Origin of the sequence: Paenibacillus turpanensis, assembly GCF_011421635.1 — a bacterium.
GTDB lineage: Bacteria > Bacillota > Bacilli > Paenibacillales > YIM-B00363 > Paenibacillus_AK > Paenibacillus_AK turpanensis.
The window spans coordinates 126887-150605 of sequence record NZ_WTLI01000007.1; the positions used below are offsets into that span (position 1 = coordinate 126887).

Annotated in this window: 21 protein-coding genes; 9 read left to right on the forward strand and 12 right to left on the reverse strand. The window is 50.0% G+C overall.

Annotated elements, in window-relative coordinates:
- Positions 1–38: 38 nt before the first annotated feature.
- From GQS10_RS08405 to GQS10_RS08445, 9 genes are all read right to left on the reverse strand, one after another.
- Positions 39–527: a hypothetical protein gene (locus tag GQS10_RS08405; RefSeq protein ID WP_166240982.1), complete on the reverse strand. Its 489-nt coding sequence runs from the start codon at positions 525–527 to the stop codon at positions 39–41.
- The gene (locus GQS10_RS08410; RefSeq protein WP_341805030.1) at positions 528–1175 is read right to left on the reverse strand and encodes an ATP-binding cassette domain-containing protein; all 648 of its coding nucleotides are present in this window, start codon (positions 1173–1175) and stop codon (positions 528–530) included. It lies immediately after the preceding gene.
- A gap of 17 nt (positions 1176–1192) precedes the next feature.
- Complete coding sequence (locus GQS10_RS08415) at positions 1193–1996, reverse strand: hypothetical protein (protein WP_166240986.1); 804 nt, start codon at positions 1994–1996, stop codon at positions 1193–1195.
- A gap of 11 nt (positions 1997–2007) precedes the next feature.
- Positions 2008–2862 carry a hypothetical protein gene (locus tag GQS10_RS08420; protein WP_166240988.1) on the reverse strand — a complete coding sequence of 285 codons (855 nt, stop codon included), beginning with the start codon at positions 2860–2862 and terminating at the stop codon, positions 2008–2010.
- A complete protein-coding gene (locus tag GQS10_RS08425) occupies positions 2859–3623 on the reverse strand; it encodes a hypothetical protein (protein ID WP_166240990.1) in 765 nt (254 codons plus the stop codon). The genes GQS10_RS08420 and GQS10_RS08425 overlap by 4 nt, the downstream gene beginning before the upstream one ends.
- Before the next feature lie 101 nt (positions 3624–3724).
- On the reverse strand, positions 3725–4159 hold the full coding sequence (locus tag GQS10_RS08430) for a hypothetical protein (protein WP_166240992.1): 435 nt from the start codon (positions 4157–4159) through the stop codon (positions 3725–3727).
- Positions 4160–4793: 634 nt separating this feature from the next.
- Positions 4794–5501, reverse strand: a complete 708-nt coding sequence (locus GQS10_RS08435; RefSeq protein WP_166240993.1) for a class I SAM-dependent methyltransferase — start codon at positions 5499–5501, stop codon at positions 4794–4796.
- Between the two features lie 103 nt (positions 5502–5604).
- Entirely contained in the window at positions 5605–5982 is a 378-nt protein-coding gene (locus GQS10_RS23100; protein ID WP_243735048.1) for a hypothetical protein, read from the reverse strand.
- Between the two features lie 264 nt (positions 5983–6246).
- Positions 6247–10920: an endo-1,4-beta-xylanase gene (locus GQS10_RS08445; protein WP_166240995.1), complete on the reverse strand. Its 4674-nt coding sequence runs from the start codon at positions 10918–10920 to the stop codon at positions 6247–6249.
- 352 nt (positions 10921–11272) lie between these two features.
- On the opposite strand from GQS10_RS08445, the gene GQS10_RS08450 reads away from it, so the two are divergent.
- From GQS10_RS08450 to GQS10_RS08460, 3 genes are all read left to right on the forward strand, one after another.
- Complete coding sequence (locus GQS10_RS08450) at positions 11273–13420, forward strand: ABC transporter transmembrane domain-containing protein (RefSeq protein ID WP_166240997.1); 2148 nt, start codon at positions 11273–11275, stop codon at positions 13418–13420.
- A 166-nt stretch (positions 13421–13586) separates the two neighbouring features.
- A complete protein-coding gene (locus tag GQS10_RS08455) occupies positions 13587–13958 on the forward strand; it encodes a PH domain-containing protein (RefSeq protein ID WP_166240999.1) in 372 nt (123 codons plus the stop codon).
- Between the two features lie 85 nt (positions 13959–14043).
- Positions 14044–15267, forward strand: a complete 1224-nt coding sequence (locus GQS10_RS08460; RefSeq protein ID WP_166241001.1) for a hypothetical protein — start codon at positions 14044–14046, stop codon at positions 15265–15267.
- A gap of 16 nt (positions 15268–15283) precedes the next feature.
- Here GQS10_RS08460 and GQS10_RS08465 read toward each other — a convergent pair whose 3' ends face one another.
- On the reverse strand, positions 15284–15961 hold the full coding sequence (locus GQS10_RS08465) for a DUF421 domain-containing protein (protein WP_166241003.1): 678 nt from the start codon (positions 15959–15961) through the stop codon (positions 15284–15286).
- 220 nt (positions 15962–16181) lie between these two features.
- Here GQS10_RS08465 and GQS10_RS08470 point away from each other — a divergent pair, with 220 nt between their 5' ends.
- From GQS10_RS08470 to GQS10_RS08485, 4 genes are all read left to right on the forward strand, one after another.
- Positions 16182–16958 (forward strand): MerR family transcriptional regulator, encoded by a 777-nt coding sequence (locus tag GQS10_RS08470; protein ID WP_166241005.1) that lies wholly within the window; start codon positions 16182–16184, stop codon positions 16956–16958.
- Positions 16942–18750 carry an ABC transporter ATP-binding protein gene (locus tag GQS10_RS08475; RefSeq protein WP_166241007.1) on the forward strand — a complete coding sequence of 603 codons (1809 nt, stop codon included), beginning with the start codon at positions 16942–16944 and terminating at the stop codon, positions 18748–18750. Before GQS10_RS08470 ends, GQS10_RS08475 begins: the two co-directional genes overlap by 17 nt.
- A gap of 212 nt (positions 18751–18962) precedes the next feature.
- A complete protein-coding gene (locus GQS10_RS08480) occupies positions 18963–19202 on the forward strand; it encodes a helix-turn-helix transcriptional regulator (protein ID WP_166241008.1) in 240 nt (79 codons plus the stop codon).
- A complete protein-coding gene (locus GQS10_RS08485; protein WP_166241010.1) occupies positions 19192–19542 on the forward strand; it encodes a DUF2178 domain-containing protein in 351 nt (116 codons plus the stop codon). The genes GQS10_RS08480 and GQS10_RS08485 overlap by 11 nt, the downstream gene beginning before the upstream one ends.
- 165 nt (positions 19543–19707) lie before the next feature.
- Here GQS10_RS08485 and GQS10_RS08490 read toward each other — a convergent pair whose 3' ends face one another.
- Entirely contained in the window at positions 19708–21105 is a 1398-nt protein-coding gene (locus tag GQS10_RS08490) for a sensor histidine kinase (RefSeq protein WP_166241012.1), read from the reverse strand.
- 2 nt (positions 21106–21107) lie between these two features.
- The gene (locus GQS10_RS08495) at positions 21108–21881 is read right to left on the reverse strand and encodes a response regulator transcription factor (protein ID WP_166241014.1); all 774 of its coding nucleotides are present in this window, start codon (positions 21879–21881) and stop codon (positions 21108–21110) included.
- A gap of 162 nt (positions 21882–22043) precedes the next feature.
- Between GQS10_RS08495 and GQS10_RS08500 the strand changes: the two genes are divergently transcribed.
- Together GQS10_RS08500 and GQS10_RS08505 are read left to right on the forward strand one after the other, a co-directional pair.
- A complete protein-coding gene (locus GQS10_RS08500; protein WP_166241117.1) occupies positions 22044–22961 on the forward strand; it encodes an ATP-binding cassette domain-containing protein in 918 nt (305 codons plus the stop codon).
- On the forward strand, positions 22958–23716 hold the full coding sequence (locus GQS10_RS08505; RefSeq protein ID WP_207952190.1) for an ABC transporter permease: 759 nt from the start codon (positions 22958–22960) through the stop codon (positions 23714–23716). Before GQS10_RS08500 ends, GQS10_RS08505 begins: the two co-directional genes overlap by 4 nt.
- Positions 23717–23719 lie beyond the last annotated feature (3 nt).

Here is a 23719-nt window from a genome sequence, read left to right on the forward strand (position 1 = left end):
GGTGCCTCATTTATAAATGGTAAGGATCCTATCATTACTTATTTTCGATTCTGATAATCCTCTTCTGTTTTATAGAAGACATATTCGTACACGTGATTTTCCTTTACACCTTTGATGTCCACAACGTACACTATCGATCCATGATCAATCCAGTCGGATTTTGGAAAACGAATTTTTTGCGGCGCTTGAGTCTTGTCCTTGTACGTTAGATAGATCTCGCTCTCGCTTGAAGCATCCATTTGGTATGGAAACGAGGTCTGAAACTGCTCATTAGCCGGAACCGAAATCGTCTGGTCGTATTTTGGATTTCCGGTCTTTAGCTCCAGGTTGGTGATGGTCTCCTTGGTAGAGTTGATGACCGAAATGTTTATTTGCTGAATGGATTGTGCATCACTGGTTCGTGCCGGTAATTCCGTTTGACTGGCCGCAGGCTGCTCATTATTATTTCCGCTGCATGCGGATAACGCGCTAATCGCAGCAACAATAACGACGAAAAAAAGATAACGGCGAATTCCTTCGTGCCTCATTTAGTGTTCCTCCTGTAACCTTCCGTTTTGTAGAATATAAACGTGATCGCAAAGGGTTTGGATATCAGCGTCGTTATGGCTGGCAAGCAGGATCGTGCAGCCTTCGTTTCTTTTCTCTAGCAAGATTTGTTTGATGAGCTGCACTCCATCTTTATCCAGCGCATTCATGGGCTCGTCCAATATTAAAATCTTTGGATTTTCCATGATTGCCTGTGCGATGCCTAGTCTTTGCCTCATGCCTAAGGAGTAATTTCTGACCTTTTTACGGTCATCCGCATCTAATCCTACTTGACGAATTGTTTCTTTAATTTGTTGTTCGTTTACAATATGGTTTATGTTTGCTAAGTAGGATAAATTTTCGAAACCGGTTTTATGCGGCAAAAAGCCCGGTGATTCGATTAATATCCCTACGGATTCGGGAAAAGCCGAATTTTCTCCGATCTTCTTTTTCCAAACTCTGACCTCCCCTTTCGTCGGTTTTATAAATCCGCTTATCGCTCGAAAGAGCATGGTTTTTCCCGAGCCATTGTGACCGATAATCCCATATATTTTCCCAGCTTCGAACTGCATCGTAATGTCAGATAATACCGTCTGGTTTCGAATCACTTTAGTGAATTGGTTCACTTCGATTGCGATCGTATTTGCCACTTGATCCTCCTCCGTCATTAGACACTCACATCCTTTTTATGAAATATCCAAGCGGTTAGTAAGAACAATAGAACAAAGATGCATGTTAAATATAAAGTGGAGTTCTCTATTTTATAAGGGATCGGGTGATGTAGGCTTTTCACATGCAGAAAGCTCATTGATTTCTGTAGAAATGCAAACCAATGAAGGCTATCCCATATGGTGAATAGCTTTGTATTTAAAAAGAGCAGTACCGCAGCCACTACTGCAGAATGCTTGGATAGTCGAGAGAAACATCCGAGAAGGATCAGGAGCATCCCGACACAGAGGAAGCCCAGTATTTCCAATATAAATAAATGTAGGATTGAAAAAGAAACGTCCTCCAATCCTAGAGAGGCTCGAAACTCGCTGCTAAAGCTCATTTCTTTGGTGAGGGAAAGTCCGCCTACCACATAAACGATCACGAATCCAATGAGGACATAAACAAAAGTAAATAAAACAAGCGTTATCATTTTTGAAAAAATGTACGTTTGTTTGGATTTGATCCGAATTAATAAATACAGTCGGTTTTCAGCAAAATCGCGTGTTAACATCTGTCCGAATAAAAGGACGAAAATCATATATGTAATGATCCACCGTAAAATAAACCAAACATTAGTATACAGACCTTCGGGAACCCCTCCGAAAACAAACAGGAAAAGGTCTGCAATCGATGCATTCCCCGTAATGGTTAATAATTCAAAGACATTGAATATGGCCAAGGCCAAGAAAAACAGAGTCATGAGAAGGATATTTCTTAGTTGGAGATAGTGGGAAAGATCAAATTGTATGATACGCAGCATGTCGCTCACCTCTACAACCTTGTATGCTCTTTACTCAAGAAATCTTTTTTATTGCTTATGGAATAACCTGTGTACAGAGCAAAAATCAGTAGGAGGAGCAGTAGGGTATATGCCTCTACGATGAATGTGTCTCCAGCGCTTGCATATCTGCTGTCCAAATATAAATTGTTAATGATGAGATAATTAAATAACGATAGCGGGCTATTTTGAAAAACGACGTAATTGAGCAGTACCAAGCCGTAAGCAAATAAACTACCAGCATAGCCGTTATTCAAGACGAGAGCCATTTGTATAAAGATAACTGCTAGAATAACGATGGACAGCGCAAATAAAAGGACGCTCAAAAAAACGACGAACGTTGGCGGATAAGTAGAAAAATTGCCCGGTACATGACTAAGGATGAAGGATTGTTCGAATACATATGCAGCATAGGAACTCCACTCCCAACTAAAGGGCACCTGCAAGAGAAATGCGGTAAGGACCGGTGAGAGATACAACAGCATGACATAGACAGCTGCGTGCAGCAGGGCAAATACGATTTTATTTCTCCACCAATAGAATCGGTTCCCTAGTCGAATTTGGTAGTAGTATTCCTGCGATAAAGAAGTACTAAATAATACATCTGAAATGAGAAGTAAAAATAGTGGGATATACGCGAAAATTATTAAATTTTGGTGGTTTGCAATCAAAAATATACAATCCCAAATATTTAAGGAAACATACTCTGGGAAACGAGTTTGGCTTGCAAAAAGATATACTCGGGCGGTAGAAATGATCAGGATGATGGTTCCTGCAAGTGCCCATCTTTGAAATGTATTTGTTCTTGCAAATTCCCTTTTAAAATAGCAAAAGTTTTGGATATTCATTGTTTACACTTCCTAGGCATGACGAAGTAATAAATACATGTACAAATGAATGCAATAATACCAAAGTCTTTGAAAATATACACCGTATCGATCGGATGGCCTGCTGCATTCGGAGTAAATGTCGATGCGGGTACAAAATAAGGGTATCCGAAGTAGGTTCCGAGCAAATAAATCATATATGGTACGGATAGAGCGATGTACCGATTATTAGATAATGCGGATACGGATAAGCCAATCAGCGTGTAGGCCATGCCAAACGAAAATTTCGTAAAGCTTAAAAGCAATAAGTAGAGCAGAGGACTATAGAGAAGCAGCTCAGGAAAAAAATCCACGTTCTGCATGATTAAATATATATTTTCCCTTGTGTAATTGAGCGGATAGGCGATGCTGAAGAGAATATATAAGAGAATGCAGGGTAATGCCGCAATGAGACCTCCGGAAAAGAGGGTGGCAGCGTATTTCACATGGATGTACTTCCAATCGCTGCTTCTGCTGATGACATAATTCATAAAGGTTGTGTTTCGGTCTACCCATAACGTGTCAATATAGACAAGGGCGATTACGGCCGGTGCGACAAACATGTAGAGTGGAGTCATGCTCATCCCCATACCGTTTAGCCAAGCAATGACAAATGAGGTGTCTCCGATATAATCTTCACGGTAGACCATTTTAAGAAAGTCGACAGAATCCACAATGCTCAGTGCTAGGGTGAATAGAATGAGAAGGATGAACTTCACACCTAGACTTCTTCGCAGTTCCAAGACCAATAGCCGAATGAATATGTAGACCTCCTCCTCTTCCTGTAACCTTCCTTGCAGCCCGGGAAGGTCCTACCGTTCCCGGGCTGCAAAGAAACTATGGATTAAAAATCGTTCTTGTCATCCGGAGACCATGTTCCTTTGGCGTAAATGTTGGAGCTGGTTTCCTTCGCGTTTGGCCCGATCTGCATTTTATAATAGCTGCCGGAGGATACTTTTGAAGTATAGGACATCGAAATCCGGTTGCCCTCATCGAAGCTAACCCAGCTTGTAACCGCTGCATCCTCGTCATTGTTTAAAATTCTGGATCTAAGCGAATAATTGTATCCGGTAATTTCTTCATTATTATTAATGGCCGAGCTAGTTGTTTTTACTTTCTCAACACCAGGACGTGTAACGGAATAGTAGCCTTTTCCTAAATAAAAGCTGTAGTTTCCAACATGAGGAGTATCTGCTGCAAAAGCTGAAAATGCCGATAGACTTAATATCGCACCCAGTGCAGTTACAGAAAGAATCGTCTTTTTAACGAGCTTTTTCAAAAAAAAGCACCTCTAAAAATAGGTAAAGGTAGTATATTGTTACTCGGCTAAGTAGTTTTATATTATAACAATTGTAAAAACATGTAAAATAATATAGTGTGAAAGTTATGTTAAATTTGTATTTATTATTTAAATTTTGTGTATCTCCGTTCGACAATTGTCAATGTATACAGGAGGAAGTCGGTACAACGAGCTAAGCATATCAGAAGTAACTGAAAATGTCGGTTACGAGGACGGCTTATATTTCAGCCGTATATATCGGAAGTAAACCGGAAAAAGTCCAAGCGAGTTTCGCAAGAACGTAATAACAACGAATGCCGGAATCGGTTATAACCGTGTATAAATGGTGCAAACATCAAAAAAAGAAGGGGCTCAAGCCCCCTATATAACTTATTATGAGGACATGAGCTCAAGCTTCACGTTGCCGCTTCCTAGAAAATCAAGGGCATCCGCAACACCGCCATAAAATAAATCAACGGTGCCTTTTTGGCGAACGGTCTATAATTCTAGCGACTACGGACTTACCATTAAAGGTCACCCGCACCCATTTGTTTTTATAGAGATTATAGATACTAGGTTCAGCGGCAATAGTGAAGTCATTCGTGTGGAAGACTTCTCCGTTACTTGTCGTTGGTTATTTCACAGCAACTATAAGCGCATATCCGAGGCTATCCTCATAAGCTGACATGATCTCCTCATATGCGGCGATGATCTCCCAGGTTTCAGGCTTCTCATATAGTTTAGGATCGCTCTGCTGCAAGGGATCCGCTATAGTAGGTACGTTCTTCGGAAATGGGAGGGGCCCCTCGATGACCATTCGGCGGAAAGGCCGTGAGTTGAGCTCCTCCTTCCATTTATCAATTCCCCATAAATGCGAAACTCCATAAAATCGATGAATCTGACATTGGGCAGCCTCAGACAAGCTCCCGATGCTGACAATTTCACGATCGTAGAGCACTCCCCCCGGCTTTAACACTCTGTAATACTCGTCTATGGATGCAGCCCCAGCAAAAATGGTGACCGATTCAGCGATAACCACATCAAAGCTGTCCCTGGGAAAAGGAAGCTCCTTCGCATCGGCTGCGAGGAATTGCACCTTGGTATGGCTGCGCTCCGCTCGAATTTTCGCCTTCTCAATCATGTCTCGGCGAAGATCGATCGCCGTCACAAGGTATCCGAGCTGCGCCAAATGACAGGCGGTTCGGCCGGTGCCGCAGCCGATTTCGAGAATATGAGCGTCGGCCGGGAGAGGATGCCGTTTGAACTGCTCGATCGTGGCGGCAAAACCTCCGGGATGCGCGTCACCGGTGCCCATGGCGGCAAGCAGGTCTAGATAATTCATGGAATCGTTCCCCCTCAGGTCTTTTTGGCGGAGCCCCTTACCCTCCCAAAAAGAAAAACTGCCGAGCAGGCCCGACAGTCGGTAGTATGGTATCCGATTCTTCTTACCAGAAGAATGGGAATGCCGCAAGAGCAGTTAACCAAAACAGAGGGAAAATCCACCACCAGCCGGCACCCCAGCCGTAGTTGCCATAGCCATAGCCGTATGGATATGCGCCGTATCCCGGGTAGCCGTATGCTTTTGTTTTCACTTTGCTCATGGTTCTCAGCTTTTCGCCGACAGCTTTTTTCATGGACTTCTTCAAGCTGGCAACCGCTGCTTCCGGCACATTGTCGATGGGGCTCATTACCAAATGACCCTCATGAACACGGTTAACCACGCCACAAACCATATCTCCATTACTTAACATCGCCATTACGGGACGTCCGATGTAAGGTGAAATCGCATCAGCCGATACTGGATGTTGAGCGAGTATTTGCACGTTCACACCCCCCTTCCTTCGAAACCAGTTTATGAGGAGGGCAAGTTCAATTCTTGGATAGGTACCTAGGGGAGGAAAATAAACTATTGCCGGCAGTTTAGCTGCGGGAAAAAGAGTGGATGGACGAATAACGTAGCGACCCTTGAGTGGCAGGATAGGGTAAAAAAAGAAAAATAACCCTGTAGGGTAGTCTTGTTAAAGTTTCTACTCTACAGGGTACAGTTTAAGCAGGCCTCCGTCTTCTTGCCCGTAATTCGATGGTCATTACCGCTCCCAAATGCGGTACAGAATGACCGCCGCTTCGGCGCGGGTAAGGGAGTCGTTCGGCGCAAGCCGGCCGTTCTTGCCCGCGATGATGCCCGACTTCACCAGGCCTGCGGCGCTCGCCTTCGCATAATCGGAAACGTTCGCCGCATCAGAATAAGCGTCCAAGGCTCCGCCGGCTTCGACCTTCTTGCCGGCTGCTTTCAAAGCTCGCGTCGTCAAGACCATCATGTCTTGACGGGAGATCGTGCTGTCCGGCTGGAACGTATTGTTTTCAAAGCCGGTGACGATCCCCAGCTCCTGCGCGATGGACAGCTCATCGTAGTAATAAGCGCCCGCTCTGACATCGCTAAACATCGCTTCATTTTCACCTGTGCCCTGTAATTCAAGGGCTCTTACAAGAAGTGCAATGAACTCCGCTCTCTTGATGGCCTCATCAGGAGAGAAGCGGTCTTCGGCTGTCCCTTGGATCATATCGCGTGCGGCCATGGCATGAATGGCTTGCTGGGCCCATGGCACAGCCTTCAGGTCTTCAAAGGACTTATCCACAGAGGTTATTGCATAGACGCTAAAATGAGTGGTTTGGAATTTGACGGTTCCCGATGCCGCATCGTAACGGCTGCTCGGAACCGGTGTGGCCCGGCCCTCGTCATTGATGTACCAAATGACGATGCGGTACGGGTCGCGCAGCTCTTCCGCCGTTGGCGAGTAAGGAATGGATACCGTGACAGGCGCTTTCGGATTGTTCCACGCCAGATCCTTGCCATCCGCTGCAACGTTCAGATCGATTACCGGACGGCTGCCGATCTGTTCGCGGACCGAGACGTCGAGTTCTTCCACATTGACATGGGATACGCGAATCGATACTTGGTCAGCGGCGCCTATTCCCGCCAGCATGCTGCTTGGAACTTCCAGAGTCGCATGCTCGGTCTGCAGCAGAAGCACGTATGCTTCTTGGCTCTGAAGGCTTTGCGCGGGCAGCCGCAGCTCGTAGGATTGTGCCCCCGCCTGCTGCGGTACATCAATCACGACCTGCTTTCTGCCGTTAGCAGCCGCCTTCGCCTGCTCCAACGCTTGTTTCAAGCGATCGCTGGAAACGGTGGCTTTCGCGGCTCCGCTGTCGGTGGTTAATTCCGGCTTTAAGGTGACTGTACCGTTGCTCCCCTCCACATTTCCGGTCTGCGGGGCAGAGCCGCCACCGCCACTTCCGCCTCCAGCACCGCCGCTGCTGCCACTGCTGCCACTGCCGTCGCCATCGTCTGCACCGTCATCGCCATCACCGGTCGAACCGCCGCCCTTCCCGGTGAGAGTCAGTTCGCCGTAAACGGAAGTGTCCATATAACCGCTGCCGCTCGTATCGTTCCATGCGGCAGCACTTTGACGCGCTCCGTCCTTCGCATCATTAATCTGCACATCAAAGCCAAGCTTCACAGCGTCAGCTGGTGTTATCGACTTCAACGGGATCTTCACTTCCACCGTGTAGTTGCTTCCGTTGACCTTCGCTGCCGATGCAAAACCATCCGCGATCCTTTCCGGATTAAAGGAAGCTTCGTTGTCAAAATTGACTCGATACTGCCCGTCATCCTCTTGATAAAACGACGTTTTTCCGTTGTTTTGGTCCAAGAAGATTTCGACGGAATCCTGCTCCCAGGCATTGGGATTGCTTTTATCTAGCTGAGAGTCGCTTACCTGAATCAAAACATACAGGTTTTGATCATCCCAAAGCGCTTTCGCCACCCCGCTGGCGCCCTGCCATGCCGTCTGGTATCGGTTGACCGGCATTTCCGCCGCGCGGCTCCATACCCCATCAACCGTCCCGTCAACAACCGGCGTCGCATAAACAGCGCTGCCTTGATTCGCTTCCACAACGATAGGCGGGTTCTCTTCCATAAATTTATCCGGTTGAATAACGCCGTAGTAAGCTGGTTTGGCCTGCAAATCCTTATCGAACAGCAGCGGACTATTTGCCGCTCTCCAGCTTGTCGCGTCATTGAGCCCCCAAAGCGTAATGCGCGCAATATGCTCCGCATGAGTCTTGTAAAGCTTAAACAGCTGCGCGTATAAATAGCCCTGCGCCTTCGCCTGCTGCTCGGTGAGCTCTCCGTTGCTTCCCGCTTGAATATCGAGTTCGGTTACACTTACTTCCACACCCAAGGAAATAAACTTCTCCAGCGACATTTTCACATTATTCGGGTTCGTGCTGGCATTGTAATGCGCCTGCATCCCGATCCCGTCGATCAGAAGCTTGCCGCCATGCGCCTGTGCATACTTCTCATTGATTTCTTTCACCATGCTGTAGATGGCGTGCGCTTTATTTTGATTGTCATCGTTATAATCGTTGTAGTAGAGCTTTATATCCCAGCCGTTCTCGTCAAGCACCTCTCTTGCGGCAAGGAACGCCTGCTCCACATAGTCCGGCCCGATAGCCTGATACCAGGCGGATTTGCGCAGCGCGGCTTGCCAATCCGCTGGATTCGGCGGGTTATCGATCATCGCCTCGTTGACGACGTCCCACGAAATCATTTTCTCCCCATAATGCTCCATGACGGTTCGGATATGAGTCCTCATATTGGCCAACGCTTCTTCCCGGCTCATCGGGATCGTGTTGTTTTCCGCATCCGTTATCGTATTCATCCAAGCCGGTGTCTGCTGATGCCATACCAGCACGTGGCCATGCATCTGCAGCCCGGCAGCGAGGACTTTATCCACAATGGTATCCGCCGCATCAAATGTAAAATTGCCCTTTGTCGGCTGCATCGCATCCGGCTTCATAGCATTTTCCGCAGTGGCGACGTTATGATGCATCTGGAGCAGCTCGGCCCGAACGCCTTCCAGGTCGGCCGCCGATACAGCATTGCCGATTAGAAAATCGTGTTGATACACATCTTTGATCGGAGCGAGGTCCTTCTCGATCGTGATCGGACCGGAGTCCGTCGATTCGAAACGGATATCGTCGATATAGTAGGATGCCGTGCTGTTATTGCTTTCCACGTAGATGGACAAGTACTCGTCACTGATCGTGTTGTATCGATAAGTCCCTTCTAATAGAACCCAGCCGTCCTCGGTGCTGACCGTTTTTGATGTGATGTTATTGTAGCTGGGGCTCGTTGTGCCAACCTGTGTGGATAACTGGAGCTGCGAGCTTGCCGGAGAAATCAGCTTCACCCAAGCTGAAATGCGGTATTCGTGGCCCTTATCGACAAACTTCTCCACACGCAGGGCCGGTCCATGCCATGTGTTCGTTCGGCCCTCCACCTTCAAAGCGTAGGAGCCGCCGTCGGTATGATTGGCTTCATCCGTGACCGTCAGCGTTTCCGTACCTGCTCTGCCTGTGAAGCCGCCGAATGCTTGATCCTCAAAATCGATTGTGGTAAAAGGCAATGCTGGATCTCTTGGTGTTTCCGGCACCGGGTTCTCGCCGCCCGATGACACCTTTTCTGTAATGATCATCTCTCCAATGTAAAAAGGAACCGTTTTGCCGGATTCGCTGGATTGCACGCGCAGCTTCGAATCCTTGCTCGTGTCGACGGTAAACTCTTTCGTCAGGGTAAGCGCTGAACCGGCTTCGTAGCTGACATTGGCGAGAAGTTCGTAGCTTTCGATCGTTTGAAGATACGCTTCTGCACCGGAAGGCACAGCGACATCGCCGTCCACATAAACGGATACGGATACGGTATACGTTTTGCCGTCTGTGAGGCCCATGTCGCTGAAGCTGAAATCCGCCGCATCCCAATTGTTCTCGCGGCTGCTTACATATAAAGCGGCACCGTCTTCGTTGCCGGCAAAAACCTTGCCCGTGACAGGTGTCAGGGCTGCGCCGCCCGATTGCACGGCTATACCCTGGCCGTCGGCGAAGGTTTCGCGGTACACGGTGACCACCTCTTCCGCAGGTGCTTCCTCCAGTGGAGGTCCTCCAACCATCGCGGCGAATTCGCTTAGGGTCGTGCCTCTCATCATGTAATGTCGGCCGACGGCATAATGGCTTTGATCGGGATAGCCTACTTTAAAGGCGTATTTGATGCCGTTTTCTTGGGCTGCCGCTTCGGCATTCGCATTAAAGGCGCCGTAGGGGTAGGCAAAGAGCATAGGATCTTCCCCTGTAATGCCCTTCAAATAGATAGCAGCTGCGGAAATTTCGGCTGACGCCTGTTCCTTGGTGATCGCGGTCGTCCAAACCCCGCCGTTCGCAGTGTCGTTGTTATGCGTTTTGGAGTGGTTTTGCAGGCTGACGCTGGGCTCGGCCGCAAGCGCTCGCAGCTGCTCTGACGTCATGCTGTACCCGCCGTCGATCCAGTCGCTGACCACAAATTGAACGGAGTTCATTCCGTATTGCTTCAAAATGGGCAGCGCATTGGTGATGAAATCAGGCGTGGCATCGTCGAAGGTCAGCAAAATCGGCTTTTCGGGAGCCGTCTCTTTGCCTTCCCGGATGCTGACATACTGCTTTGCGGACAACGTGGTGTACCCATTGTCGCTTAAATATTTCATCTGCTTCGAGAAGTTCTCTATGCTTGTATGCGTCCAGTCGTCCGTCGCATTCGCTACAATCCGGTGATACAGCATAACCGGAATATCCGGCCCCGCAGCCTTCACCGCTGAAAATAGTCCAAAGGACGGAATAAGCAACGCCGCTGTAAGTATGATCGAGATGGTTTTGTTGAGCAATGTACTCATGGAATGCATCCCTCCTAGCAAAATTCAATAATTGGATTAAGCGCTTACATGATTGTGCGATCCTGCCTCCTCTCCCGTTTTTAATTATAGCTTTACCTCAAAATCAAATAACTGTAAGAACTTTAGAATGTAGTGTAGTTATTTAATATTTCGTAAGGAGGCATGTAACCATCTTCACAGCGTTAGTGGCTATCCCTGAAAGCCCCCATGGAGTATAATTTGGGTAGTAGAACTTGGTAAGGGCTTCGAACGGCAGCCTATTTTTTTATATAGGATAGCAGGGGCATCGACTCTAGGTTGATGCTCTTTTTTGATATGGAGTAGGGGTTCTTCAAGGGGGGCGGGAAATGTCATGGCTTTTATTAAAATGGTGCTCAATCACTTTGTAAAAAGTAGAATGCTATTCTTTGTTTTTATCGTTAGTATTTTCATTGAAGTCGTATATATGGTCGCGACGCCTTTGGCGCTGAAATATTTGGTGGACGATGCGTTTGCTCCGAAAAATGGTACAGCATTTCTCATCATCATGGCCGTGCTGTTTGGCGGGGGAATCCTTAACATTGTTGCGAACACCGCTGGAGATTTTTCCTTAGGAAAGCTGAGCGGGGAGATGATTCGCAGATTGAGAACTCAGCTTTATGCGCATTTGCAAAAACAGTCACAGTCCTTTTACCAGCGGTATCAGGTGGGCGACCTTGTCTCCCGTTTTATATCCGATATGGGGGTCATGGAACGTGTGGTAAGCGGTTCGTTTCCGTTAACCGTAAAGCAGGGGCTGAATGTGCTGCTCGGACTAGGGATGCTGTTTGCAGTTGGATGGAAGCTTACGCTTGCGATGCTTGCCGGCTCTTTTCTGCTGTTTGTCGGTCCGCGCCTGCTTCAGCGTAAATCCGAATCCGCCAATTCGGCCTACAAGCAAGCCCAGGAGCAGTTCTCTAATATGATCGATGAGACGATTAAGGGGCAAAAAACGATAAAAAGCTTATATCAACAGCCCCGGTTTCAAGAACGAGCGGCAAAGCATATTCAGTCATTGTTTTCCTCCGGTTTGCGGTTACATATGATCAACTCCTTGATGGAACGTCTGCCGTTAACGGCCCTGCTGTTTTTGAACGGGATTATGTTGGGGTTCGGCGGGTACTTGGTTTTTCATGACGAAATGTCGGTCGGGGATTTTATGGCCTTTTTCACCCTGTTTTTGACGGTCGGGCAATCTGCTTCCAATTTAGCGTATTTGATTCCGATTCTGATCGATTCGAGCATCAGCTTTAAACGGGTAAACGAGATGATGGAGCATCGGACCGAGGTGCCGGAACCGGACGTGCCTGTAGAGCTGCCGGCGTTTACCGGGACGTTGCGAATGAATGAGGTTACCTTCGGCTACGCCGAGGATGTTGACCAGCTGCGTCAGGTCACTCTTGGTATCCCGGCAGGCAGCTATGTGGCATTCGTCGGTCCGAGCGGATCCGGGAAAAGCACGGCTTTGCAGCTGTTGTCGAGATTTTACGACCCGAGAAGCGGGACTGTGACATTGGATGGCTATGACCTGCGAAACGTCAGCGAAGCCTCGCTGCGCAAGCTTTTAACCCTGGTTACGCAGGATACCTTCTTGTTTGAGGCGACGGTTCGGGACAATCTTCTGCTTGACGGAAAGGACCGCACCGAAGCCGAAATGCTGGCCGCCGCCAAACAGGCGTACATTCACGAGGTCATTCAGAGATGGCCGAACGGTTACGATACTTGGATTCATCAAGGGGGCGGAACGCTGTCGGGCGGTGAGCGGCAGCGCCTGGCTATTGCGAGAGCGCTGCTTCGTAAGCCTTCCCTCTTGTTGCTTGATGAAGTGACCTCGGCGCTCGATCCTGCCGCAGAAGCGGAGATCGTCCAGCTGCTGCAGCGCATCCGCGGAGAAATGACGATTATTTCCGTTACTCACCGATTGGCATCTGTGGTGAATGCAGACCTGATTTATGTTTTTGAAGAAGGACGGGTCGTTGAATCCGGCACACATGAGGAGCTTTTGCGGGGTCGCGGCTTGTACTTTAGATTATGGGAAAAGCAGCAGGGCTTCCAGGTTTCCAGAGACGGACTGCATGCATCGGTTGATGTGGAGCGCCTTGCCCAAATGCCGTTCTTCCATGGCATCGAGCTGCCCCTCCTGCAAAATATTGCGGCTCTCTTCACTACTGAAACTTGTCAGGAGGGTGAGGAGATTGTACGTGAAGGGGAAGAAGGGAATCAATGTTACCTTATTGTTCGCGGCAAGTTTGAGGTGGTCAAGCAGGTGCCGGAGGGTGGACACACACGGGTGGCTGTCTTGCAGGATGGTGATCATTTTGGCGAAATCGCGCTGTTAAAAAATATTCCGAGAACGGCTACGGTAAGAGCCCTTGTTCCCTCGATCCTGTTGTCGATTAGACGGGAGGCATTCCAAAGGTTGATGCAGGAACAGCCTCAGATTCTTTTGACACTGGAACAAACCTTGAAGCACCGCATGTAAAAGATAGACGAAACTCAAGGACGAGGTGTGTTTAGAAATGAGCATCCGCTGCGGACGCGGTGTAGACATGCTGGAACCCCGGAAGAAGAGTTTGCGTATTTTTAATGTGGATAAATGGGCCGATTCTGGCGTAACGTGTAAAAAAGACCTAAGGGAGGTTATGTAAATGGCAACGCAAAGTATTTTGGAATGGACCTTGGTGGCGGAGTGTCCGGTTCCGTCCGATGTAAATGAGCTGCTTGTTCCGGGTGAAGTGGCGGTTGCGGCATACAAAACGTTCCGCGATTCGGCGATCTTTACGAACAAGAGGTTGATCGTAAGGGACGCACAGGGGCTCACCGGCAAGAAGGTGGAGATTTATTCCCTGCCGTATTCCTCAATTAACATGTGGTCGACCGAGAACGCAGGGCGGTTCCTCGATTTTAACGCAGAGGTGGAGCTGTGGACACGGGCGGGGCACATTAAAGTGAAACTGCAAAAAGGCGTCGATATCCGCAAGTTCGATGCATTAATCGCGAATGCGCTTTTGAAGGATTAGAGGAAGAGGCTGGCATGGACCGCACAAGGTCGATGCCTTTTTTTGCTATAATGGGGACATATGAATCAGGGCTGGAGTGAATAGGATGGCCGATATGATAACCTTGCCGGAAATGAAAGAACAAATCAAAAAACTGATCAGCTACCACTCGGATCGCGGCTTTTTACACTATGGAGATTGCAATCGGGTTTGTGACGAATTGATCCGAATCGCAGCGAGAAGTAAGATGCTTGAGGACCAGCTGCTTGCCATGGATATTCAGCTTCATATTTTGGCGGAAACGGCGAAGCTGATCTCTCACGCGGATACGTCATCCGGCGCGGCCGGGGACACCATTGATTTTAGCTTGGAGGCGATCGAGGAATGCAGCAAGTCTGCCCCCGAAAACCTGCACAAAGCGATGTTTGATTCGCTCTTAAAGACCGTAAAGAAAAAAGCTTTTTCCGAGTGGAAGGAAGTTGGGTACAAGCTGCTGCGAAGCGCGGTGTATTTGGTGCAGGACCAAAACCAAGCGAAGAAGGTCTATGAGCTGTTTCCGATCTTAGGGAACATGTACGGTGGAAAAGAGTACCCGGATCGATATCTCATCACGCATGGCATCATCGAACGGTTGGAAGGGGAGGCTGCATCAGAGCAATATTTGCTGGAGCATCTTGAAGTGCCTGAAATCCGCATGATCGTTGTGAAGCGGGCAATAGCTGCCAAAAATTATGATTGGGCGGAAAAGCTTGCTGCTGATGCTCTTCGCAAAGATCGTTCCTTTCTAGAGCCGTCGAAGTGGGCATATGCACTGGAGCGTATTTATGCAGAAACAGGAAACCGGGAGAAGCGGCTGGAGATGGCCCGTCTGATTTTGCTGAAGGGAGATACGTCGTTTTACCGTAAAATAAAGGAGCTTTGTTCGTCCGAAGAAATATGGGAGGAGCAGCGGGAAGCTCTCCTTCAAGAGCTGTCGAAGGCTTATATGTATCATATATACGCGGATTTGTTATCGAAGGAAGGGGAAGAGGCTAGACTTTTACAGGTCGTGCAGGAACATCCGAATCTCATTGAGGATTATGGAAGACAGCTGTCCGTTTTATTCCCTGAGGAGACCTATACGATCTATGAGAATTATATTGAAGAGCAAGCGGCGACAGCTACGGATCGCAGAAAATACAAAGGCGTATGCAAGCTGATCCGGGGTTATTCGGCAGCGGGGGCAAAAACTGCCGCGTTAGCTGCAATTCAGCGCTTGATCGAAAAATACCCGCGCCGCCCGGCGATGGTGGACGAGCTGGAAGGGCTGCGTAAGAAGCTGGTGAAATAAAGGACTATTCTTGGATTTAATGATATAGCGGGGGCAAAGGGGAAGGCTCCTTGTCCTCGTATTTCATAATATGCAAAGCATGCTGTTCATTAATGGTTGCCAGAAAAATATCCTCAAGCTGAACTTGCTGCTGCTTCATTTGATCCTTCAGCCACATGTCATGAACTCCAAATTTGGACAAAACATTCTTCTCGATTTTCCCCTCACGAATGATAGGGTACGAAGCGGACGTGTTCGCGAGCTCCATGATCGTTAGCTTTCCGCTTCCCTCAATCACCCCAAGATGAACATGCTGTACGTCAAAAATGTTTTTCTCCCGAAGCATCTGCAACAAGTTATCAATGGAGTAGTTTATGTTCTTTACGTTTTGGTAGATGAATTTCCCGTTATAAATGACGATGATCGGTTCAAAGGTAACGAGCTTTCCGAACCAGCGCGATTTGATTGCCGAATGGGAAAATATTTTTTGGACGATACCAATGACGATAATGGCGAAGGCCGTTGGCAGGTGTTGAATATTAGGGTCGGCAATATCCGCTCCTACCACGGATCCCAGGGACAAAATCACGAGAAAATCGAAAACCGGCATTTCTCCAATAGAGCGTCTGCCCATAAATAAGGTGATGATGAGCATGACCGGAAAGATAGTTACGATTCTGCCTAATACGACAGCCAAATCCTTGAGGATATCCATGGTATAGCCCTTTCATTTACATCTTCTTGTATGGAGTCATGCTTTTTTATTTTGCTAAAAGATGGCGCATGCTATCCATGTTTGTTTAGAGCGGCTTACGCTGCATTGCTATATGGCAATGGCGAAGCTGCTTACGTACACGTTCACGCATTGTTCACAAACCAAAGCTTGCTTCTGACGTAACGTCAAGTTGTATGATGGGGTCAAGGAGGCGAGGAACTTGAACAAACGAATGTCGATCGGTGAATTCGCCAAGACTGCGGGAGTCAGCGAGCGTGCGCTCCGCTTCTATGAGCAAAAGGATTTATTAAAGCCCAGCTATGTAAGTGAGTCGGGACGGAGATACTATGAGGATCGAGACTTTTTGCCGCTGCAAAGTATTATTGCTTTTAAATATTTAGGCTTTTCGCTGGAAGAAATCAAGGAACTGATGCAGCAGCAGCCGTCCGGTGTGCGGGAGTCACTTGCATATCAAAAAGATCTGATGCTGCAAAAAAGAGACCATATGAACCGCATTCTGAAAGCGATGGATCAAACGATGGCCGTGCTGGATACCGAGCCCGCCTTTGATCCCAAAATTTGTGCCTTCCTCATTCACAACATTATGAATGAGAAGGAGCAGCTCGATTGGATGAAAGAGCATTTTCCCCGATCGGTGGTTGACTACTTCATGGATCATTATGAAGAAAAAGAGGCGGAGTGGAGCCTGGCCTCTACGCGGATTCTTCAGCAAATGAAGCTGCTTCTGCAGGAATATCCTCCTGAGGCGGACATGGTTCAGCAGAAGGTTGCGGAGTTCCTTACGCTTGTGGAGGACATGTTTGGAGAAGGCTTTAGCTGGAATGACTTGGCGAAGCTGGAGGGACTCGACCTTCCGGAATCGATGACATCTCCGTTGTTATCCCCATTTACTCCGGAAGAAGAGCAGCAGTTTGCCAAGGCGGCGGATCATTATCTTCGATCGAAGGGGGTTGTTCTCCATGGAAATGAAGAATGATGGAATGGCAGGCGGGTGGAGCGGCTTTGTTGAGCTGCTTCGGCTGGCCAAGCCTGCGAAATGGCTGCTGGTCGTTGCCATTGTGCTTAGTTTACTGGAGGCGGTTGCGGGACTGGTCGTGCCGTTGTTCACCAAGGACCTGATCGACCAGTTTCAGCAGCCTGGCTTCCTGGGTGGAGGAACGATCGTCTGGCTGGTGCTGGCCTTTGTCCTTCAGACCGTCACCGGAGGCTTCTCCTTTTACCTGATGACGTACATTGGTGAGTCGTTCGTGGCGAAAATTCGGTCGCTGCTTTGGGAGCATTTGCTGTTTCTTCGCGTGGATCACTTTGATCGGCATGAATCCGGAGCCTTGATGAGCCGGGTAACCCAAGACACCAGCACGGTGAAAACATTAATGACCAACCATTTGGTCACGCTGGTTTCCGGCTTGGTTTCGATTGTTGGCGCCGTTGCCATTCTTCTGATCATCGATTGGCGGATGACGCTGATCATGTTGGGCTCCGTTCCCGTTGCGATGCTTATCTTAATGCCCATTGGGCGTAAGGTGTACAAGATTTCCTTGGAAACGCAGGATCAGCTGGCCTCCTTCAGTGCCCAGCTTGCCCGGGTGCTTAGCGAGATTCGTCTCGTGAAGGCGTACAATGCCCAGTCGGTCGAGTCGGAAGCAGGCAAAGGCATGGTGGGCAAGCTGTTTGGCTACGGGCTGCGCGAAGCGAGAATTCAGGCATTCGTATCGCCTTTGATGACGACCGTAATCATGGCGGTGCTTGTTGTGCTGATCGGTTACGGCGGCGCGCGGGTCGCTTCCGGCGATTTGTCTGCAGGCTCTTTGGTAGCGGTGATTCTCTACATGTTCCAAATCGTCGTGCCGTTTACGCAGCTGGCGTCTTTCTTTACCGCTTTTCAAAAAGCGATGGGAGCGACGCTTCGCATTCAGGAGCTTCTGCACACGGAGCGGGAGGAAGACACTGCTTCCGTGAACACAGCAGCGGCTGTGATGAAACCGATCAACTGGCAGCAGCCCGTCCGATTCGAATACGTGTCCTTTGGTTATCGGCCGGAGGAGCCGATTTTGCGGGGACTGCAGTGTGCGATTGAGCCGGGGCAGTCGGTCGCTTTTGTCGGGCCGAGCGGCTCGGGGAAAACGACGATTTTCTCGCTGCTGGAACGGTTTTATACGCCGACGGAAGGGGCGATCCGGCTCGGTTCGGATGCGATTCAGGAGCTTCCCCTGCAAGCATGGCGTGAAGGGATCGGATATGTTTCGCAAGAAAGTCCGATGATGTCGGGCACAATTCGGGAAAATATTTCGTACGGACTGGGACGTCCTGTCTCGGACGAGGAGCTGGTGGAGGCCGCGCAGCAGGCGGGAGCCGTAGAGTTTATCGAGCGGCTGCCGCAGGGCTACGATACGGAGGTCGGCGAGCGCGGGATGAAGCTGTCCGGCGGCCAGCGTCAGCGCTTGGCCATTGCCCGGGCGCTGCTGCGGAATCCACGGCTGCTGCTGCTTGATGAAGCGACCTCCAACCTGGACAGCGAGAGTGAATCGCTCGTGCAAAAGGCGCTGGAGCGGCTGATGGAGGGGCGGACGACGCTGATCATCGCCCATCGGCTTTCCACCGTGCTTGAAGCCGACCGGATCATCTTCCTTGATCGCGGCGTCATTACGGGTCAAGGCACGCACGAGGAGCTGATGGAGTCGCATGAGCTGTACCGCCGCTTCGTTCATCAGCAGCTGAAGCATGAAGAAGCCCCGGCGAAGAGCGAGGAGCAAGGGGCACTGCGCTAGCCGCAAGCGGAAGCGGTGTGTGTTATGACGATAAGAGCTGGGCTTCGGTCATTGATCGGGGCTCAGCTCTTTTCTTTGAGGCCTGTTCCTCATTTATACCTCTAGGAAATCAAAACAGATTAAGCAAAAATAAACGTGTTTTATTCATAAGTATAAGTAAACTTTACTTTAGTAAAAACATAGTTTATAATGTGGTTCATGAGGTGATGGTCATGAAAAAGAATTTCGGTGATTCGATATCAAATAAGGTTTATGAATATCGTGTGCTTGCCAGAATGTCTCAGCAAGAATTAGCAGAGAAAGTCGGAGTTTCCAAACAGACCATCTTCGTAATGGAAAAAGGAAATTATGTTCCGACGCTACTGTTAGCTTTTCGAATTGCCGATTTTTTTAATGTTGATGTAAATGAAATTTTTACTTATGTGAAAGGAAATGATCAAAATGATAATTGAATCTATCAGAGATATCTATAACGCAATGTTTCAACCTTTAAGGGCCTGGGCTGAACAATCTTCAGGAAATTGGAATATTCTCATTGGAGTTGGATTTTTACTGCTTATGGGCAGCGCGATTTTTGCCTATGTATTTTACAAGAAGATTGGGCAAAACGACGAACGGACAAATAAAATCTTTTTGAAAAGCAGTTACTGTATGCTGTGGGCAATTATTCTATGTGACGTAATTTTCCCTAAAGAATATATGTGGAACATCTTTTTCTTGTTCAAATATACGCTGGCATTATTAGCTGGTGGAATTTACATGGCTGTCAAATATAAAAAGGATTTTTCATAAGGAAAGATCGAGGAGGCTCGGCTATGGATGGAGGATTCGTCCATGCTGGTTATCAGACTGAAGTATCAGCGAGACCCACGCTAGGGCCTCCTCTCATCGTATCGCCCCTCCCCATTTCCTATTTTTGGGGCCCCTCCGATGGGAGGATTAGGTGATTGCACCCCATCAACCCGACTGCATGGGAAGACGCAGCTCCGCTGTTAATCCTTTTCCGCATTCGCCGCTTGATAGCATCAAGTCTCCATGATGAGCCCGGCATATTTTCGCCGCCATCGGAAGCCCAAGGCCTCCGCTAGGCTCATCTTTATTTTGTATCTTTCGCTTCACTGCATAGGGAAGCTCCCCCATATCACGAATCGTGCTCTCTGGTATGCCCTTTCCATCATCCCTCACCTTCACCCTGCACCGCTGTTCCGACTCATCGACGGATACCTGCAGCCGAATTTCACAGCCATCGGGATTGTGCTTGATGCTATTTTCCACAAGATTTGTTAGGGCGCGGAGCAGCAGTCGTTCGTCTCCTTGAACTCGCGCGCTTTCATCCATTTCGTCAATGTGCAGTGTAAAATGCGGGTCTAAGCCTTGATTGAGAATATCCGACGCCACTTGTCTGGTGAGCGCAGCCAGCCGAATTGGCTTTAGATGGAGCGGCTGCATCTCGTACTCCAGCAGCGAGACCAAGTTCAGGTCGCTGACCAACGCGCGCAGCTTTTCGGCTTGGTGCCGGATGATTCCCGCCTGACGGCGCTGCGGAGCGGGGATGTCCCCGTGCTCCTCCAGCTCGCTGGCGTACCCAAGCACCATAGAAAGCGGCGTGCGGATGTCGTGGGAAACGCCGGCAATCCAGCTGGCCCGGGCTTCGTCCCGGCTTTGGAGCGATTCGTTTTTGCGGCGCAGCAGGGCCGAGGCATGATTCACGCTTTGCGCGAGATCCGCGAGAATTCCTTTCGGCTTGAGCTGAACCTCCCGGTCTTGGGCCAGCGCCTCGATCCCCTGTGTTAAAGGGCGGATCGAGCGGACGAGCAAGGAACCGATGACTAGGGAAACCAGCAGAACGAGCGCGATATTGCCGAGAAGGAGGAGTCCGACCCGCTGCGGCAAGTCCTTCACCCAGCTCGTAGGGAAAATATGCTGATATTTCGCTAGGCTGCCTTTGGGATAGCCGACGACCATCAGTCCCTCCGGATGCTCCCACACGAACACGGGGTAATCCTGCAAGTAGTTAAAGGAAAATTGCGCGACGTCTGTCAGACTGTAAGACGACGGAAGCTCTTCCGGCAGCTGATGTCGCCAAATGACGTGTCCTTCCGAGTCGATCAGCATGGCCCAGCCCTGCAGCTCCTCCAGCAGACCCTCCGAGGTAGCATCCAGGGAGTAATCGCCATCTGAGCCCTGCAGATCTCCTGCGACCAGACGCACGACTTCGGCAGGAGTTTGCCCCTCATTCACCCCATTACTAATCCAAAAGGGAAGCAGGGCGAAGTTTACGACGAGCAGCGAGATCGAAATGATCAGGGTCGCGCTTAAAAAACGCAGGATGATGCGCACAGGACTTTTCGCCATGTTCACCCTTCCTCCTTAACGAGCAGCTTGTAGCCTAAGCCGCGCACGGTCAGCAGATGCTGCGGGTCGGAGGGGGTGTCTTCGATCTTTTCGCGGATGCGGCGGATGTGAACCATTAATGTGTTCTCATAACCGTAGTAGTCGTCGTTCCACGCGGCCTGGCAAAGTGCATCGTTGGTCACGATCCGGTTCCGGTTTTCGTAAAACTTCGCCAGCAGGACGAGCTCCTTAGCCGTCAAGGGCTGCTCATGCTCGTACTTCTGCTCATGCTTATGCTCCTGTTCCTGCTTGCCCCCATGCTCCCGATGGAGCCCTTCCCGCCGCACGACTCCGCTTTCCAGATCCACGAGGCGGCTGCCTAGCTGGAACACAGGCCGCTTCTCCTGCTGCGGCGGCGTATACACTCTGCGCAGGATGGCCGTCAGCCGCAGTACCAGCTCCCTCGGCAAAAACGGCTTCGCCAAGTAATCATCGGCTCCGAGCCCAAGGCCGAGCAGCCGATCCGCATCCTCGCCTCTTGCCGATAGAAACAGCACCGGCACGCTCGTATGCTGTCGAAGCGCGCTCAGCAGCGAAAATCCGTCTCCATCCGGCAGCATGATGTCCAATATGATCATTTCCGGCCGAATCGACCGGGTCAGCTCCAATGCTTCCGCACACGTCGCGGCTTGATAAATTCGCGTAAAGCCTTCTTTCCGTAGAAAGCCGTCAACCATTTCACGCAGGTCCCGCTCGTCATCGACGAGGAGCAGCTTCTTGTTTTTTAGCTCTTCCAAGTTCAGATCACCCAAGCTAAGTATACCGTGCTTTCTGCCCAATTGGATCCATTTTTCCCTAGTAGGTGAAGATTTAAGGTTATCGTAAGGTTGGCGTCAGCTTGAAGCAAGGGGCGGTCTGTATGATGAGCTCAAGTCGAAATGAAGCGAGGCATGGAGGAAATCATGACGAACGCAATTGTGTCTACACATCAGCTTTCTAAGCGCTATGGCGGAAGCTATTCGGTGCAGGATGTGAATCTATCGGTGCACGAAGGAGAAATTTACGGCTTTCTAGGTCCGAACGGGGCGGGGAAAACGACGACGCTGAAAATGATTTTGGGGCTGGTCCATCCGACGAAGGGGCAGGTGACGGTCTTTGGGAAGGAGCTGCAGGCGCATCGCCGTTCCATTCTTAGCCTGACGGGCTCGCTGATCGAGTCCCCCTCCTATTACGGTCATTTGACCGGACTGGAAAACCTGCGGGTGGTGCAGCGTCTGCGGGAGGTGCCGAACCGAAATGTGCTTGAAGCGCTGCGGATTGTCCGGCTGGAGCAGCAAAAGAACAAGAAGGTGTCCCAGTATTCCTTAGGGATGAAGCAGCGCCTCGGAATTGCCATGGCTCTGCTCAGCTTTCCGAAGCTGCTGGTGCTGGATGAGCCGACGAACGGGCTGGATCCCGCAGGGATCGGGGAAATCCGCGAGCTGATCACATCGCTGCCGCAGCGGTTTGGGATGACGGTGCTCATTTCCAGTCATCTGCTCTCTGAGGTCGAGCTGATCGCAACCAACGTAGGTATTATTCATCAGGGCCAAATGCGTTTTCAAGGCAGTATGGAGAAGCTGCGGGGCCGAAGCCGGGCTGCGATCCGCATTCGAACAAGCAGCAATTTGGAAGCAGAAAGGCTGCTTACCGCGTATGGGCTGAAGCCTGTCAGGCAGGGAGAGAGCTTGGCCCTGGGCAGCTTGCCGGATGCGGAGGTGGCTCGGGCGAACCGGGAGCTGCTGACCGCGGGCATCGATGTGCTGCGGATCGAGGAAACTCGCAAAAGCCTGGAGGATATTTTCCTTGACCTGACGGGAAAGGAGATCAGCTTATGATCAAGGCGTTAGCCCTAGAGTTTTACAAGCTGCGGCGCAGATATGTAGGCTTGAGTGTGCTTCTGCTGGTAGGTGTACAGCTGGCGTGGGCATTCGCTGCGGCTAGTATGGCCATCGCCCGCAACCCCGATCAAGCCGCTTGGGAGCCGGTAATTGCCATCGTGGCATCGCTGAATGGGCTTTTTGCCCCGATTGCTGCGGCGATCTGTGTATCGCGAATCGGGGACATGGAGCATAAGGGGAATACCTGGAAGCTGCTGCTGTCCCTTTCGGTGAAGCGGGGGCGGCTCTATGCGGCAAAATACAGCTGCGCTGCTCTGATCCTGCTGCTCGCCTGCCTTGTGCAGAGCGCCGCCATTGCAGGCTTTGGCATCGCCCAAGGCTTTGCGGAGGCGGTGCCTCTTACACTGTTGGCCCGGCTGCTTCTCGGGACGATGGCTGCGCATCTCGTCATTATAGCGCTGCAGCTGTGGTTATCTCTAGCGCTGCCTAACCAAGCGTTCGCGCTCTGCGCCGGAATGATCGGCGGGTTCCTCGGCGTAACGGGGGAGCTGTTTCCGAGCGGAATCCGCCAGTGGATAATATGGTCGTACTATTCGGGGCTAAGCCCGGTCGTGCAGCGCTTTGATGGCGGCGGGCTGCAGTTTGCGGTGCGTGAAGCGGGAGACGTACTGATGAAGCTGGGCGTTCTTGCTGCCGTTGGCTTGGTGATTTATACGGCAGGACGCTTTCATGTATCAAGACAGGAGGTATAAATG